Annotated in this window: 16 protein-coding genes; 9 read left to right on the plus strand and 7 right to left on the minus strand. The window is 31.9% G+C overall.

Annotation, left to right across the window (positions count from 1 at the left end):
- Positions 1–22 precede the first annotated feature (22 nt).
- Together msrB and aroB are read right to left on the minus strand one after the other, a co-directional pair.
- Positions 23–559 (minus strand): peptide-methionine (R)-S-oxide reductase MsrB, encoded by a 537-nt coding sequence (gene msrB / locus B2217_RS16280; protein ID WP_180906153.1) that lies wholly within the window; start codon positions 557–559, stop codon positions 23–25.
- Positions 547–1,599 carry a 3-dehydroquinate synthase gene (aroB, locus tag B2217_RS16285; protein ID WP_084106957.1) on the minus strand — a complete coding sequence of 351 codons (1,053 nt, stop codon included), beginning with the start codon at positions 1,597–1,599 and terminating at the stop codon, positions 547–549. Before aroB ends, msrB begins: the two co-directional genes overlap by 13 nt.
- 161 nt (positions 1,600–1,760) lie before the next feature.
- Between aroB and B2217_RS16290 the strand changes: the two genes are divergently transcribed.
- From B2217_RS16290 to B2217_RS16320, 7 genes are all read left to right on the plus strand, one after another.
- A complete protein-coding gene (locus B2217_RS16290; protein ID WP_291123241.1) occupies positions 1,761–2,915 on the plus strand; it encodes a GlmU family protein in 1,155 nt (384 codons plus the stop codon).
- Between the two features lie 129 nt (positions 2,916–3,044).
- Positions 3,045–4,082, plus strand: coding sequence for a PLP-dependent cysteine synthase family protein (locus B2217_RS16295; protein WP_038336998.1), 1,038 nt, complete (start codon positions 3,045–3,047; stop codon positions 4,080–4,082).
- Between the two features lie 93 nt (positions 4,083–4,175).
- Positions 4,176–5,435, plus strand: a complete 1,260-nt coding sequence (locus tag B2217_RS16300; protein WP_221855281.1) for an aminotransferase class I/II-fold pyridoxal phosphate-dependent enzyme — start codon at positions 4,176–4,178, stop codon at positions 5,433–5,435.
- 162 nt (positions 5,436–5,597) lie between these two features.
- The gene (gene serC / locus B2217_RS16305; protein ID WP_180906156.1) at positions 5,598–6,668 is read left to right on the plus strand and encodes a 3-phosphoserine/phosphohydroxythreonine transaminase; all 1,071 of its coding nucleotides are present in this window, start codon (positions 5,598–5,600) and stop codon (positions 6,666–6,668) included.
- A gap of 87 nt (positions 6,669–6,755) precedes the next feature.
- The gene (locus tag B2217_RS16310) at positions 6,756–7,706 is read left to right on the plus strand and encodes a D-2-hydroxyacid dehydrogenase (RefSeq protein WP_291123244.1); all 951 of its coding nucleotides are present in this window, start codon (positions 6,756–6,758) and stop codon (positions 7,704–7,706) included.
- Positions 7,707–7,739: 33 nt separating this feature from the next.
- Positions 7,740–8,987, plus strand: coding sequence for a DUF1015 domain-containing protein (locus B2217_RS16315; RefSeq protein ID WP_114999388.1), 1,248 nt, complete (start codon positions 7,740–7,742; stop codon positions 8,985–8,987).
- Between the two features lie 3 nt (positions 8,988–8,990).
- A complete protein-coding gene (locus tag B2217_RS16320) occupies positions 8,991–9,650 on the plus strand; it encodes a YggS family pyridoxal phosphate-dependent enzyme (RefSeq protein WP_291123247.1) in 660 nt (219 codons plus the stop codon).
- 77 nt (positions 9,651–9,727) lie between these two features.
- Here B2217_RS16320 and B2217_RS16325 read toward each other — a convergent pair whose 3' ends face one another.
- Entirely contained in the window at positions 9,728–10,663 is a 936-nt protein-coding gene (locus B2217_RS16325) for a pyridoxal-phosphate dependent enzyme (RefSeq protein WP_291123250.1), read from the minus strand.
- 2 nt (positions 10,664–10,665) lie between these two features.
- On the minus strand, positions 10,666–11,043 hold the full coding sequence (locus tag B2217_RS16330; protein ID WP_180906161.1) for a RidA family protein: 378 nt from the start codon (positions 11,041–11,043) through the stop codon (positions 10,666–10,668).
- A 105-nt stretch (positions 11,044–11,148) separates the two neighbouring features.
- On the opposite strand from B2217_RS16330, the gene B2217_RS16335 reads away from it, so the two are divergent.
- Positions 11,149–11,646, plus strand: a complete 498-nt coding sequence (locus tag B2217_RS16335) for a MarR family winged helix-turn-helix transcriptional regulator (protein WP_180906162.1) — start codon at positions 11,149–11,151, stop codon at positions 11,644–11,646.
- 58 nt (positions 11,647–11,704) lie between these two features.
- On the opposite strand, the gene B2217_RS16340 is transcribed toward B2217_RS16335, so the two are convergent.
- From B2217_RS16340 to B2217_RS16350, 3 genes are all read right to left on the minus strand, one after another.
- Entirely contained in the window at positions 11,705–14,107 is a 2,403-nt protein-coding gene (locus tag B2217_RS16340) for an outer membrane beta-barrel family protein (RefSeq protein WP_180906163.1), read from the minus strand.
- Positions 14,108–14,241: 134 nt separating this feature from the next.
- Positions 14,242–14,604 (minus strand): hypothetical protein, encoded by a 363-nt coding sequence (locus B2217_RS16345; protein WP_180906164.1) that lies wholly within the window; start codon positions 14,602–14,604, stop codon positions 14,242–14,244.
- Positions 14,605–14,658: 54 nt separating this feature from the next.
- Entirely contained in the window at positions 14,659–15,900 is a 1,242-nt protein-coding gene (locus tag B2217_RS16350) for a MutS-related protein (protein WP_291123252.1), read from the minus strand.
- A 101-nt stretch (positions 15,901–16,001) separates the two neighbouring features.
- Between B2217_RS16350 and B2217_RS16355 the strand changes: the two genes are divergently transcribed.
- On the plus strand, positions 16,002–16,427 hold the full coding sequence (locus tag B2217_RS16355) for a VOC family protein (protein ID WP_180906166.1): 426 nt from the start codon (positions 16,002–16,004) through the stop codon (positions 16,425–16,427).
- Positions 16,428–16,469: the final 42 nt, after the last annotated feature.

Raw genomic sequence — 16,469 nt, forward strand, 5'->3', positions numbered from 1 at the left:
CTGTCGAAACAGCTTTTTGATTTTATTTTACAGGTTTGAAATCTAACGAAAGCGAATTTACACAATAACGTAAACCAGTTTCTGTAGGTCCGTCATCAAAAACGTGTCCCAAGTGGCTTCCGCAATTTCCACAAAGAATTTCTGTTCTCTTCATTCCGTGTGAAGTGTCTACGCGTTCTACGATTTTACCTTCTTTTATTTCTTTGTCGAAACTTGGCCAACCACAATGTCCGTCAAATTTAGAAGAAGAAGAAAACAATTCTTCTCCACACGCATTACACGTATAAATTCCGTTCTCGAAATGCATGTTGAATTTTCCTGTAAAAGGACGTTCTGTACCAGCTTCTCTTAAAACATAATACTCTTCAGAAGAAAGTTCTTTTTTCCATTCTTCGTTTGACTTATTGATATTGAATTGAGGTTTTTCGTTCATCGTAACAGTGTTTGAAGGTTGTTCTACTTTAGCATCTTCTTTCTTGTGTTGAGATGTACAAGCAACCATAAGGCTTAATATTAATCCAACAACAAAAAAAGAAATATTTTTTTTTAGGCAATCCATTGATTATATTTTTCAAAAGCTTGTCTGATTTCTTCTTCAGTACAAACTACATCATAACGACAATTTCCAATCTTGTTGATCAAACTAAAGTTGATTGAATTGTTTTGATTTTTTTTGTCGTGTTTCATCCATTCCATTAAGTTCGGAAAAATTTTCATATCAATTGTATTTAAAGCATACATTGACGAAAAACTTTCACAAACTTCTTCTACATCAGCTTTAGAAATTAATTCTTGATCATAACTAAGGAACGTTTCAATAATCATTCCGATTACAATTGCTTCACCATGTAAAAGTGGAAAATCAGTTTCTAAGGATTCACTTTCGATGGCATGACCAATTGTATGACCAAAATTTAAAATTTTGCGTTCACCTTTTTCATACGGATCATTGTCAACCACATTTTCTTTGATATGAATAGAATCCATGATAAAAGGCGCCAAAGCTTCAGCATCGTGCGAAGGTAATTGCACCAAATTATCCCAATGATCACGATTTTTGATTAAACCATGTTTCAACATTTCTGCCAAACCAGATTTTACTTGACGTTGTTCTAATGTCAACAAAAATTTAGGATCAACTAACACCATTTCTGGCTGTGTAAATGTCCCGATCATGTTTTTCATTCCTTCTAAATCAATTCCATTTTTTCCGCCAGCAGAAGCATCGACTTGCGATAATAAGGTAGTTGGAATGTTAATAAATTTGATTCCACGCTTGAAAGTAGAGGCCATAAAACCTCCCATATCCGTTAAAACTCCACCACCAACATTGATAACTAATGAATGACGATCTGCACCCAATTCGCTTAATGCTAACCAAAGATTGGTTACAGTATCAATGTTTTTATTTTCTTCTCCAGAGTCAATTTCAAGGATTTCGTAAGCAGAAATATTGTCCAAATCGGCTAATAATAGCGGTAAACAATGCACATGAGTGTTCTCATCTACCAAAAAGAAGATAGAAGAAAAAGTGTTATTTGCAAGGTAATCGTCTAATATATATGCGATTGAACCAAAATGAATCGGAGCTGATTTCAAAATGAAAAATGTTTTTAAAATGTGCCTAAAATTACGACGACCTTTTTACATCGACCAAATATTTTGAATGATTTATTTTAGGAGGGCTGTCGATAGAATCTATATTGATATTATCGACTTATAAAATAATTATTTTTAAATTTGCACAAATTCATAGATCAATGAACATAGTTCTTTTTGATGGCGAAGAATGGGAAGATTTTTTGCCCCTAACATTTACAAGACCTGTAGCAGCCCTAAGAATGGGAATATTGAGTTTTGCAGAACGTTGGGAAAAAATACTAAATACAGAGGTTTCTTATCAAACGAAACCTTATTTGCAAGAAAAATTTCCTGCTAAACTTCAAACAGAAAATACATTTATCAACCCAACTTTTTTTCCGAATGCAAAATTAATTGAAGCGATAAAGAATTTAAAACCAAACCAAACCCTACTTTTTGACAATCAACTTGTAGCAGTTAAATCAACTGAAGAAACTCCAAAAATCACATCAGACGTTATTCAATTTGAAGATGAAGTCATTCATCTACAACATTCTTGGGATTTGTTTACGTACAATTTTCAAGCAATTGAATTTGATTTTGATTTGGTTACAAAAGGAAGAACTTCTCAACCAATATCAGCAACCAACCAAGTTTTAGCTCCCGAAAAAATATTTATTGAAGAAGGTGCGAAAGTTGAATTTTCTATTTTGAATGCATCAGAAGGTCCAATTTATATTGGAAAAGATGCCGAAATTATGGAAGGTTCTATGATTCGTGGGGGATTAGCTTTATGCGAGCATGCAAAAATAAATATGGGTGCAAAAATATACGCTGGTTGTACGATTGGTCCTTTTTGTAAAGTTGGTGGTGAATTAAATAATTCAATCTTAACAGCATATTCAAATAAAGGACATGATGGGTTTTTAGGGAATTCTGTAATTGGAGAATGGTGCAATTTAGGCGCGGATACAAATAACTCAAACTTGAAAAATAATTATGCAGAAGTAAAGTTATGGAGTTACAACCAAAAAAGATTTGTAAAAACAGGTTTGCAATTTTGTGGTTTAATAATGGGCGATTATGCTAAATCTGCAATCAATACACAATTTAATACTGGTACAGTTGTTGGAGTTTGTGCGAACGTTTTTCAATCAGGTTTTCCACCAAATATGATTAAACATTATAGTTGGGGTGGACAATCAGACGCTCCTGTTTTTAATTTTGATAAAGCTTGTGAAGCTGCAGAAAAAATGATGGAAAGAAGAAAAATTGCTTTTACACTTGCTGATAAAAGAATTTTAGAACATATTTTTAATTTAAATAATAACTAATTTAATAACGAGTAAATCATAAGAATTTAAGTTTAAAATTGTAATATGATTAATTTTACGTGTTAATCTTTTAACAATTAATTAAAAAATCCTTAATTTTGCTTTTTGTTAGAAAAGAATATTTGTGAAATGACTGGTAAATATAAAAACGTTTTAGAGTTAATTGGAGATACTCCATTAGTTCAATTAAACAGAATTAACCAAGACATTCCAGGCGAAGTTTATGCAAAGTTAGAATGTTACAATCCTGGACATTCAACAAAAGACAGAATAGCTTTACATATTATAGAAGAGGCTGAAAAAAATGGTCTATTAAAACCTGGTGCTACGATTGTAGAAACAACTTCAGGTAACACTGGATTTGCTGTAGCTATGGTGGCTATCGTAAAAGGGTACAAATGTATCTTAGCGGTATCGGATAAAACAAAGGCAGAAAAGATTTCATTCTTGAAAGCGATGGGAGCAAAAGTATTTTTGTGTCCTGCGAATGTACCTGCTGATGATCCAAGATCATATTACGAAGTAGCAAAACGTATTGCTGCGGAAACGCCAAATTCTCTTTATATTAATCAATATTTTAATCAAGGGAATACAGAAGCTCACTATTTAACAACAGGTCCTGAAATCTGGAATCAAACAGAGGGTAAAATTACTCACCTAATCGGTTGTACAGGTACAGGAGGAACTTTGACAGGTAGTGCACGTTATATAAAAGAGCAAAACCCAGATGTGAAAATCATCGGAGTTGATGCTTATGGATCAATCTTGAAAGGTTATCACGAAACTGGTAAAATTGATCAAAATGATATCTATCCTTACAGAATCGAAGGAATGGGAAAAAATTTGGTTCCTGGAGCTTTAGATTTTGAAATGGTTGATTCTTTTATCAAAGTGACAGACGAAGAAGCTGCTTATCGTACAAGAGAAATTGCTTTGAAAGAAGGAATTATGGCAGGATATACTTCTGGTGCTGCTACACAAGCATATAAACAATTGGCTGAAGCTGGAGAATTTGACGAAAATTCTTTAGTTGTAATTTTGTACCCAGACCATGGATCACGTTATATGACAAAAGTCTTTAGTGATGATTGGATGGCAGAGCAAGGTTTTACAAATAGCAGACTCAATGGTTTAGAAGCTCGAGCAACAGTCGAAAGAATCAAATAATACGTATATTTGTAAAAATTAAATATTTAAAGTAGGTAGTGTTCGTTCACTTTCTACTTTTTTTCAATTAATAAAAAATTAAACTATAATAAAATGGACATTTTTGAACGTTTAAAACAGAACCCTGGACCATTAGGTCAATTCGCTGATTATGGTGAAGGTTATTATGTTTTTCCACAGTTAAAAGGAGAAATTGGACCCGTAATGGAATTCCAAGGTAAAAAAGTAATTACTTGGTCAATCAATAACTACTTAGGTTTAGCTAATCACCCAGAAGTTCGTAAAGCAGATGCTGATGCTGCGGCACAATATGGTATGGCTTATCCAATGGGAGCTCGTGCAATGTCTGGTCAAACAGATTATCACGCTCAATTAGAGCAAGAATTGGCTGATTTCGTTCAAAAAGAATCTGCTTATTTAATGAATTTCGGGTACCAAGGTATGGTATCTACAATTGATGCTTTAGTATCTAAAAATGATGTAATCGTTTATGATGCTGAATGTCATGCTTGTATTGTTGATGGAGTTCGTTTACACTTTGGTAAACGTTTTATTTACCAACACAACAACATCGAAAGTTTTGAAAAAACAATTGCTCGTGCTCGTAAATTAGCTGATAAACAAGGAGGCGGAATTCTAGTGATTACAGAAGGTGTTTTTGGAATGACTGGTAAGCAAGGTATTTTGAAAGAGATTGCTGCTTACAAAGATGAATACAAATTCCGTTTATTAGTAGACGATGCACACGGTTTTGGTACATTAGGTAAAACTGGAGCTGGAGCCGGAGAGGAGCAAGGTTGTCAAGATAAGATTGATATCTATTTCTCAACTTTTGCAAAATCTATGGCAGGTTTCGGAGCATTTATTGCAGGTAACAAAGATATTATTCGTATTTTAAAATATAACTTACGTTCTCAAATTTTTGCTAAATCATTGACAATGCCAATGGTAATCGGAGGTTTAAAACGTCTTGAGTTATTACGTTCTCAACCAGAGCTTAAAGATAAGTTATGGCACAATGTAGAAAAAATTCAGAAAGGATTAGAAGAAAGAGGATTTGATATTGGAGGTTCTAACACATGTGTTACGCCAATCGTATTGAATGGTTCTCCTATCGAAGCGACTGTATTGGCAAAAGAAATGCGCGAAGAATATGGTATTTTCGTTTCTGTAGTAGTTTATCCAGTTATTCCAAAAGGAATGATTATTTTCCGTATTATTCCAACTGCTGCTCACGAAGACGAACACATCGAATATACGTTAAACTCATTTGCTGAGATTAAAGATAAATTAGCTGACGGATATTACAAACGCAAAGCAGAAGAATTGAATGTTGATTTTGTTCAATACTAAAATAAATATTCAATCAAATAATAGAAAAACCCTAAACTAAATAAGTTTAGGGTTTTTTGTTTGTATTCTGTTCAAAAGTTAAGTAATTATTCCCTTCTTTCCACATTTGATTTACTATATTTGTTTACAAATTAAACACACAAACACACAACAATTTTAATTATGAAAATTCACAATTTTAGTGCAGGACCATGCATTTTACCACAAGTTGTTTTTGACAAAATGGCTCAAGCTTGTTTAGATTTCAACAATTCAGGAACATCAATTTTAGAAATTTCTCACCGTCGCAAAGATGCGGTAGAAGTGATTGATACAGCAAGAGCGTTGGTAAAAGAATTGATGAATGTTCCAGAAACGCATGACGTAGTTTTTATGCAAGGCGGAGCTTCATTGCAATTTCCTACTGTAGCTTACAATTTATTGAAAGAAGGCGGAAAAGCAGCTTATACACAAACAGGAAAATGGGCAGAAAATGCTATCAAAGAAGCGAAGCGTTTCGGAGAAATTGAAGTTATAGCTTCTTCAAAAGATCAAAATTATAATTATATTCCGAAAGGATATACTGTTCCTTCAGATGTAGATTATTTTCACTGCACATCAAATAATACTATTTTTGGAACACAAATGAAAGAGTTTCCAAATTCTCCAGTTCCAATGGTTTGTGATATGTCTTCGGATATTTTATCTCGCACAATTGATGTTTCTAAATTCGGAGTAATCTATGCTGGAGCTCAAAAAAATATGGGACCTGCAGGTTCTGCCGTTGCAATCGTTCAAAAAGATTTATTAGGTAAAACAGGACGTAATATTCCTGATTATTTAAACTACGAAACACATATCAAAAAAGAATCATCGTTTAACACTTGGCCAGTAATTGCAATTTACGGTGTTATGTTAAATTTACAATGGTTAAAAGAGCAAGGTGGAGTAGAAGCGATTGCAAAAATTAATACTGCAAAAGCGGATGCAATGTATGCTGAAATTGATCGTAACGGATTATTTACAGGAACTGCTACAACAGAAGATCGTTCTCAAATGAATGCTACTTTTGTCTTAAATAACGAAGATTTCAAAGCTGATTTTGACGCAATGTTAAAAGAAGCTGGAGTTGTTTCTTTGGCTGGTCACCGCGATGTTGGTGGATACCGTGCGTCAATGTACAACGCTTTACCATTAGAATCTGTTCAAGTTTTGGTAGAAGTAATGAAACAATTTGAACAAAAATTTGGTTAATCAGCAGATATTAGACGCTAGATATTAGTATTGAGAAATATATTATCTAACATCTAAAATTTCGCATCTTAATTCTATAATAAAAACATGAAAATATTAGCAAACGACGGAATTTCTAAGGCAGGAATAGAAGCTTTAGAAGCAAAAGGTTTCGAAGTAATAACTGCTCACGTAGCACAAGAACAATTAGAAAATTATATCAACGAAAACGGAATAGAAGTACTTTTAGTACGTTCTGCGACTAAAGTTCGTCAACCTTTGATTGATGCGACAAATCTTAAAATTATTGGTCGTGGTGGAGTTGGTATGGACAATATCGATGTTGCTTATGCACGCGAAAAAGGAATTCAAGTCATTAATACGCCAGCATCTTCTTCTCAATCGGTAGCAGAATTTGTGATTGCGCATTTGTTTTCTATCGTTCGTAATTTGCACCAAGCCAATCGTAATATGCCTTTAGAAGGAGATTCTAACTTCAATGGATTGAAAAAAGCTTACGCAAAAGCAATCGAATTGAGAGGGAAAACAATGGGTGTGATCGGTTTTGGTCGTATCGGTGTAGAAGTAATTCGTGAAGCGATTGGTTTAGGAATGAATATTTTAGTGTATGATAAATTTCCAGCAACACATGACATCGAATTAGAATTTTTTGATGGTCAAAAATTAACGTTTACAATCACTTCTGTTGATTTTGATGAAGTCATTACAAAAGCAGATTTCATTTCGTTACATGTTCCAGCGCAAGATGGATATATTTTGGGCGAGAAAGAATTTGCAAAAATGAAAGATGGCGTGATTGTAATTAACACGGCTCGTGGAGGAGTTGTTGATGAAAAAGCGTTAGTTGATGCAATCGAAGATGGTAAAGTTGCAGGTGCGGCTTTAGATGTTTTCGAGAATGAGCCAACACCAGAAATGGGCTTGTTGATGAACGAATCGTTGTCGTTATCTCCTCATATTGCAGGTTCTACGAATGAAGCGCAGGACAGAATTGGAACTGAATTAGCTTCGCAAATCGTTGAGATTTACGGAAAATAATTTTGAGTTTCATTCTATCTAAAACTATTCAAAATGCCTCAATTTAAACCATTCAAAGGAATTCGACCTACAGAAGAAACTTCTCAAGAATTTGTGACACTTGCTGTTAATCAATATTCGAAAGAAGAATTGGACTATTATATCAATAACAGAGAAAACTCTTTTTTGCATATTATTTTGCCAACTTGGGACGAAACGATTCAAGATCCAAAAGAGAAATTCAGAAAAGTTCGTGAGAATTTTGAAGATTTTATTTCAAAAAAAATATTAACGCAAGACAAGTCTTCTTTTTATATTTATCAAGTTATACAGCCTGATGGACGCGAAACAAAAGGACTTTTAGGCTTGGTGAATATTGATGATTATCGTCAAAATAAAATAAAAAAGCACGAAGAAACTTTGGAGCGTCGTGTGGAATTATTTGCTGATTATTTGAAAGAATCTCATTTCCATGCGGAACCTGTTTTGTTGACCTATAAACCTGCTCAACGTGTAGATTTGTTGATTGATACGGAAATGAAACGCAAGCCGATTCTGAAAATAGAAGAAGAAAACGGAACGCAACATTTGTTGTGGAGAGTTGATAATCGTTTAAATTTAAAACAATTAAAAGATTCAATCGAAAAATTAGACGAATTGTATATTGCAGATGGACATCATCGTATGGAAAGTTCGGAGCGATACACAAAATTTGCGATTGAAAATTCGAAAGATGAAGTCTATGGTGATGAAGCGTTTAATTATACGTTAGCACTTTTAGTTTCGAATGAAGATTTGATTATCAATGATTATAATCGATTAATTAAAGATTTAAACGGCTTAACTCCAGAAGTGTTTTTAACTGCTTTAGAAGCTGATTTTGAAATTATTCCGAAAGGTGATGAATTAGTTGTGCCAACCAAAAAACATCATATTGTGATGTATTTAGATGGTCAATATTATAGTTTATATGTCAAAAATAATGTATTAATGACAGAAGGTTTAAGCGAATTGGATACTTATATTTTCGAAGAAAATGTGATGAAACCAATTCTAAATATTCAAGATTCTAAAAAGGATAAACGCATTCATTACGAATGTGGTACGCGCAATAGAGAAGGAGTAGAAGCGCTTAAAAATAAAGTTGATCATCACGATTATATTGCAGCTTTTGCTTTTTATCCAGTGGATGTGAAGGATTTGCAATTGATTGCGGATTTAGGGCTTAAAATGCCACCAAAAAGTACATATATCGAACCAAAACCATTAAGCGGTTTTGCTGTATTTGATTTGAAAGAATAAAAAATGAGTATTCAAGAAAATTTAAAAACAATCGAAGCTACAATTCCTGCTCATGTGATATTGGTAGCGGTTTCTAAGACAAAACCTGTGGAGGATTTGCAAGAAGCTTATGCGGCTGGAATGCGAGATTTTGGTGAAAACAAGATTCAAGAAATGTGCGATAAATACGAAGTTCTTCCAAAGGATATACGTTGGCATATGATTGGTCATGTGCAAACCAACAAAGTGAAGTATATGGCGCCTTTTGTGCATTTGATACATGGTGTTGATAGTTTAAAATTGTTGAAAGAAATTCACAAACAAGCCGAAAAAAATAATCGCGTAATTGATGTGTTGTTGCAACAATTTATAGCAGATGAAGAAACAAAATTTGGCTTGGATGAAGAAGAAATTCAACAGATAATGCAAGAAGAAATTCAGCATTTACCAAATGTTCGCGTAGTTGGATTGATGGGAATGGCAACGTTTACGGAAGATGAAAGTCAGATTCATGAAGAATTCCGTTCTTTAAAATCTAACTTTGATTTCTTGAAAAATAATTTTGAAAATATAACTATTTTATCCATGGGAATGTCAGGTGATTACCAAATTGCGATAGAAGAAGGTAGTACAATGGTTCGCATTGGAAGTTCAATTTTTGGACATCGTAATTATTCGATTTAATAGAATATTTTTACAATACAAAACCCCTAAAATTTATGTTTTAGGGGTTTATTTTTTTATTATTTATAGAAAAATTTTTAAAAAGGTAAAGTGTCTAAATTGACATTTCCACCAGAAACGATTATCCCTATATTCATATTTTTATGACTTTCTTTTTCTTTGATTAATGCAGCTAAAGCCACAGCAGAAGAAGGTTCGCAAACAATTTTTAAACGTTCCCAAATTAATTTCATTGCTGCAATTATTTCTTGTTCTGTTACACGTATTATTTTTTCTACACCTTTTTGGATGATGGGAAAATTAATATCACCTAATTCTGTTTTCAAACCATCTGCAATTGTATTTGTTGTAATGTTAGATTCTATTTTTCCACTTTCTAACGAACGATAGGCATCATCTGCTTCAAAAGGTTCTCCACCGATTACTTTACAATTTTCACCAAAATTTTCCACAGCAATAGCTGTTCCCGCAATTAAACCTCCACCACCAACAGGAGTAAATATATAATTCAGGTCTGGATGTATTTCTAATAATTCTTGCGCTGCAGTTCCTTGTCCAAGAATAACATTGAGATCATTTGAAGGATGAATAAACGTTGCACCTTTTTGTATTTCGATTTGTTTTGCTGTTTTCTCTCTCGCTTCTAAAGTTGGTTCACACTCGATTATTTGCCCATTGTATCCTTTTACAGCGTCTTTTTTAACTTGTGGAGCAGTTTTGGGCATTACAATAAAAGCTTCAATTCCCAAGCTTTTTGCTGCAAGTGCTAAAGCTTGAGCAAAATTACCAGAAGAATGTGTCACAACTCCTTTTTGCTTTTGTTCGTCTGTAAGTTGCATGATAGCATTTGTTGCACCACGCATTTTGAAGGCACCCATTTTTTGAAAGTTTTCGCATTTAAAAAACAACTTCGCTCCAACTATTTCGTTCAATAAACTTGACGTTAAGATTGGTGTATTGTGAATAAAAGGTGAAATTCGTTGATGAGTTTCTATAATAGCTTGTTTGTACATCGTTAGGATTTTTTGATTGCGGTTACTTCAACTTCGATTAATGCGCCATAGTGCAATTTATTTGTAGGAATAACACATCTCGTTGGTTTATGAGTTCCGAAAAAGTTACTGTAAACGGTATTTACTTCATCCCACAATTGAATATTCGGAATGTAAATTCGAACCTGTAATATATGGTTTTTATCGCTATTAGCTTCATGTAATATCGTTTCGATATTTTTTAAAACTAAGTTAGTTTGCTCTGAAATTGTTGTTGGAATTTTCTTGGTTTTGCGGTCAATTGGTAATTGACCAGAAAGATATAGAATTCCATTATGTTCTATGCATTGTGAGTAATGTCCATTTGCAATTGGCATATTTTCGGTTTGAATAATTTTCATTTTCTTATTGATTTTAAATATATCTTTATATCAAGATATATTTAAAATATATCAAATTATCTTTACATCAAGATAATTTGTACATTTGTTTTTCAATTAATTGTGATGAAAAAAGATAAAGATTTAATTGATGCATTAATTGCTGATTGGAATATAGAACGTCCAGATTTGGATGTTGATGCAATGCAGATTGTAGGTAGAGTGATGAAATTGGGTAAGATTTTCGAGAATAGAGCAAGTTTGGCTTTAAAGGAAAATGGAATCTATTATACTGATTTAGATGTGTTAGCAACGCTTCGTCGTTCAGGAGAACCTTATCAATTAACGCCAAAACAATTGATGGAATCTGTTGTAATTACTTCCGGAGCGATGACAGCACTTTTGAATCGCTTAACAAAATTAGAATTAATTTATCGTGCGGCAGATGAAAATGATGGACGAATAAGTTTGGCTGGACTTACAGAAAAAGGAAAGAAAATTATTGATGAAGCTATCAAAAAAAGATTTGATGAAGCTAAAAATTCAATTCAAATTTTGAATAAAAAAGAACAAGAGAATTTATCTATTCTATTAAAAAAGCTTTTGATAGAATTGGATCAATAATTATTATAAAAAAAACCTGAACAGATTTGTTCAGGTTTTATTCATTCAGGAATAAATTTTAACCATTTCCTCCACTACTGCTTTGTTCTTGGTTAGATTTTGAACGTTCTATATTAAATTGTTTTCCGAAATTGTAACTAATTCCAATACGATACATTCTGAATGGTTGACTAATACTTGTGCTGACTACGTCGTTTGATACATTTGTGTAAGTTCCATTTCTATTTTCGAAAAGGTTAGAGATATTTGCCGAAAGTTGCAATTTCTTATTAAATACCATTGCTCTTAATCCTATATTATGGCGCATAAAATCTCCAGATTTCTCCAAACCATCTGTACTTTTAGTGTAATATGAATACGTATAATTCGCAAAAAGTGTTTTCTTTTTATTTAAATCTAAATTATTTGTAATTCTAAATTCCCCATTCATTCCATCCAATGTATAATTCATTTCCGGAATTTTACTTGTTGTTTTACGATAGAAAACATCTGCCGAGGCATTTATTTTCCACCATTTATAAGGTTTTATATTAATGTTTTCACTTAGACCAATACTATATGTTTTTCCAATATTATAAGGCTTAGAAAGTGTAATCTTTGTATCAGGATCTTTTATGCTTACTTGTTCAAAAAGATCGTTCGCATTGCGGTAATACAAACTTGTTACCAATAAATCTTTGTACGCATGTTCTAACTCGAAATTATTTGAATTAGAAGGTGTTAAATTTGGATTACCTTCCGAATAACTATATTCATTTTGTTTCGTTCTTCTCGGATTTAAATACCAAATAAATGGACGATCCACACGACGACTATAGTTTAAAGTAAATGAATGATTTTCTGAAGATTGATACATTAAATAAGCAGTTGGATATAAGCCATCGTAAGTTTTTTCGTAATTATCTTTCGGATCTTCCATAATACTTTTCACTTGTGCATGCTCATAACGTAAACCAACTTTTCCTGTTAACTTTTCGCTCAATTTTTTTTCTATCGAATAGTATAACGCATAGACATTTTCCTTGTATTTGTATTTGCTAGCAAAATCAGTATCTTCATGGAAATCATTATTCGGATTAAGTTTTAAAAATCGTTGATTTTCTGCTTCATCTGTTGCCCAACGTAAACGTGTTCCATAATTCATCTTCCACGAATTAATAGGATGCTCCATATCGATGCTTGCATTGAATCGGTTTGAAGAACCATTATTTAAGCTGTAATTATTTTGGTATTTACCAGGAATTTCTGTCCAATTAGGATTAAACTCATTGCTGATATTTTTGAGATTCATATCATTTTCATTGTTCGAATAATCAAAATCGAAGGTTAACTTTTGTCCATCCGTTTTGAATTTTTTGATGATATGGTAATTCAATCCTAGATAATTCCAATTCCACTTTCCACCATCTCTATTCGTTGTCATATAACGATCTGTTGTGTTATTTTCTAAATCGAAAATATCAAAGATTGAACCTCCTTTATTTTTTCCTTCACTCTTCGAAATATTAAAATTGAAACCTGTGATTAAATTGTCATTAATTTGATAATCGACTCCAATTCGACCGCCATAATAATTATTATCATTTTTATTGATGTCATCCGAACTCCATTTTTCGTCGGGATACAAAGTTGTATTTTTACTTTTATCATACCAATTTCCTGCACCGTTGTAAATATTAGAAGTTAAGGTCCATTTTCCTTTGCGGTAATTGATATTTCCACTCAAATTAAATCCACCGTATTTTTGCTGATTGTACGAAGTAGAAATAGAACCATTCATGCTATCTTGTTTTGCATTTTTCAATACAATGTTGATGATTCCACTGTTTCCTGTCGCATCGTATTTGGCTGGAGGATTTGTAATGACTTCAATTTTATCAATATCTTCTGTTCGAATGGTTTTCAGATAATTTGCCAATTGTTCACTACTCATTTGCATTAATCGGTCATTAATCATGACGCTAACCGAGCCTTTTCCAATAATAGAAATAGCGTCTGTCGCTTCTTCCACCTTAATACGAGGAGCAAGTTTTAACGCATCTAAGGCATTTCCTCCTTTTGCACCTTCTGCTTGATCGACATTGAAAATTAATCGGTCTACTTTCTTTTCAACTAATTTTTTTTGTCCTGTTACAACGGCTTCCGTTAACGTTACATTTTCATTTTTTGGAACTAAAATAACACCTAAATCAGCATTTTTAGTAACTTGTAGCGTAACTGAATGTAATGTAACACCAGCTTCTTCTATTTTGAAAGTATACGAACCTTCATCTAAAACTACTGAGAAATGTCCATTTTCGTCTGTAGAGATTTCATCTACAATTTTATCACCCTGCGAAATCACAACATCTGCTAAAGCTACAGGTGTTTGATTGGTGTATTGAATAATTCCTTTTACATTTTGTTGCGCATACGTTTGAATTGCTGCAATGCAAACAATAGGAAAAAAGTATTTTTTCATAGTTATTAAGTTATTAAGTTATTAAGTTATTAAGTTATTAATATTAATAAGGCGCAACAACATTTGAAAAGTTACATGGCTAAATGTTAAACAATTCTTAAATATATTTAATGTGAAGTATGATTGATAAAAATTTAAAAACTGTTAATTTTATAATCAACAAAAACGGTGTCATTTTTAATAATTATTTGCATATTTTTATCTAAAGGTTTACCATTTGTAAAATATCCAGTATTAATAGATTTAGTTAGATTGTTAATTTTATATGTTAATTGATAGGATCCATCACCATGAGAAATATTGTTCATATCAAGTACATTATTGAAATTTTTCCCTTTTTCAAGTTTTTTTACATATATAAATGAATTTTCAGCAGAAAATTTTACGTTTTCTATTTTAAAACTAGAATCATTTATTATTTTAATCTTGATTCCTTTTTTATACGTACAAGATGTAATTAAAAACAATAATATTATTAATTTAAGATTTTGTTTCATAAAAGTGCTTTGAAAAACAAAGAAAGAAGTTATTTATTAATTTTAAAATATATTTTATAATAATTTTTCTAATCCTTCTTTCTCAAAAATTAATTGTCCAACTAGAATGTCGGAAGAACCATTTTTTATTTTGTAGGTATAAATTGGCAAATTATCTTCAATAATACATTCCAAATGCAGAAATTCTGTGTTATCAAGTTGTTGTAATTCGTCCAGAATTTCATTGAGATGTGTTGAAATAAATGTCAAGGTATTTTGATGTGAATCTAGACCTTTTATTGTTTTTGTTAATAAATTCGTTGCATCTATCGAATTTGTTCCGCTAAACAATTCATCGAAAATAGCAAAACTATAACCTGCTTCTTTACTCGAAATGAGATAATTTTTTAGGTTCATAATTTCATTCATAAAATGACTATATCCTTTCAACACATTGTCTGTATGATTGATATTGATACTAATAGTTTGATAAAAAGGAATTGTTGCTGATTTGCATGAAACTGGAAGTCCAAGATTTCCCAAATAACTACAAAAAGCAATTGCACGAAAAAAAGTTGATTTTCCTGACATATTTGCACTTGTTAATACAACAACATTTTTAGAAGTTTTGAAATTATTTTTGACAGGATTTTTGAGTAATGGATAATAAAAGTCAACTAAATCGAGTTCGTTTTGTGGTGAAATAGTCGGAAAAATAAATCGATGTTCAATTACTTTTAAACTAATAGATAAATATGCTTCGAAGAGATGAAGTTGCTCGAAAAATGAATTGATTTGTGCTTTGTTTTCAATCAATAAATCGTTTGCGTTTAGAATTTCCTTGCTCTTAAATTTTCTATTTCGAATGAATTGATAATTTTTTTCCGTTTCAATTGACATCAATGTAGCAATCATATTGTCTAATAGATTTCGAAATTTAGTTGGAAACAATTGTACTTCTAACGATTGCAAAAACGTATAAATTTTATTGAAGAAAATATAAAGTTGTGTTAGCGAACTTTCGAGAGTAGATTTAACAGATGAATAGAATTTTATCTTTAGAAAATCGACTGATTCAACGTTATTTATTGTATTCAAAACCTCGTTATATTCCGTTTTAGAATAATTGTATAGCGACTTTCCTTCCACTTGTTGTACAAAACTTTTGATAATATTTTGTCTATCTATGACTTCTTGTAACGTTTTCGGTTTTGTATCCAATAATTGGAGTAACGTTGAACGTGAATTATAATTCAATGTTACATTAAAAAGAGGTAGAATATCTTTTTCTACATTCAAATTATCAATGTTCATCATGGTTGGCAATTATTTCTATTGAAACTATTTTTCAAGATAATCATATTTGATTAAATTACTGAACAAAATAGTATTTAACACCAATTTAAAAACTACACAATATGAAAAATGAAATTTATCCATGTCTATGGTTTGATGGACAAGCGCAAGAAGCCGCAAATTTTTATTGTTCGATTTTTCCTAACTCAAAAATTATAACCGATAATCAGATGGTGGTTATTTTTGAGTTGAACGGAAAAAAGTTTATGGGATTGAATGGAGGTCCAAATTTTAAGTTTAATGAAGCGACTTCATTTGTTATCGATTGTGAAACGCAAGAAGAAATTGATTTTTATTGGAATAATCTTACTTTGGATGGAGGAGAAGAAGGGAATTGTGGTTGGTTAAAAGATAAATTTGGTCTTTCTTGGCAAGTTGTACCAACTGTTTTACCAAAACTTTTGAGTAATCCAGATAAAGCTCAAAGCGTGATGCAAGCTTTTATGAAAATGAAAAAGTTTGATATCGCTGCATTGGAAAATGCTTAATTGGTAGGAAAATTTTACAGATTATTTCTCCTAAAACTACTT

The organism is Empedobacter sp. UBA7620, assembly GCF_002484185.1.
Taxonomy (GTDB): domain Bacteria; phylum Bacteroidota; class Bacteroidia; order Flavobacteriales; family Weeksellaceae; genus Empedobacter; species Empedobacter falsenii_C.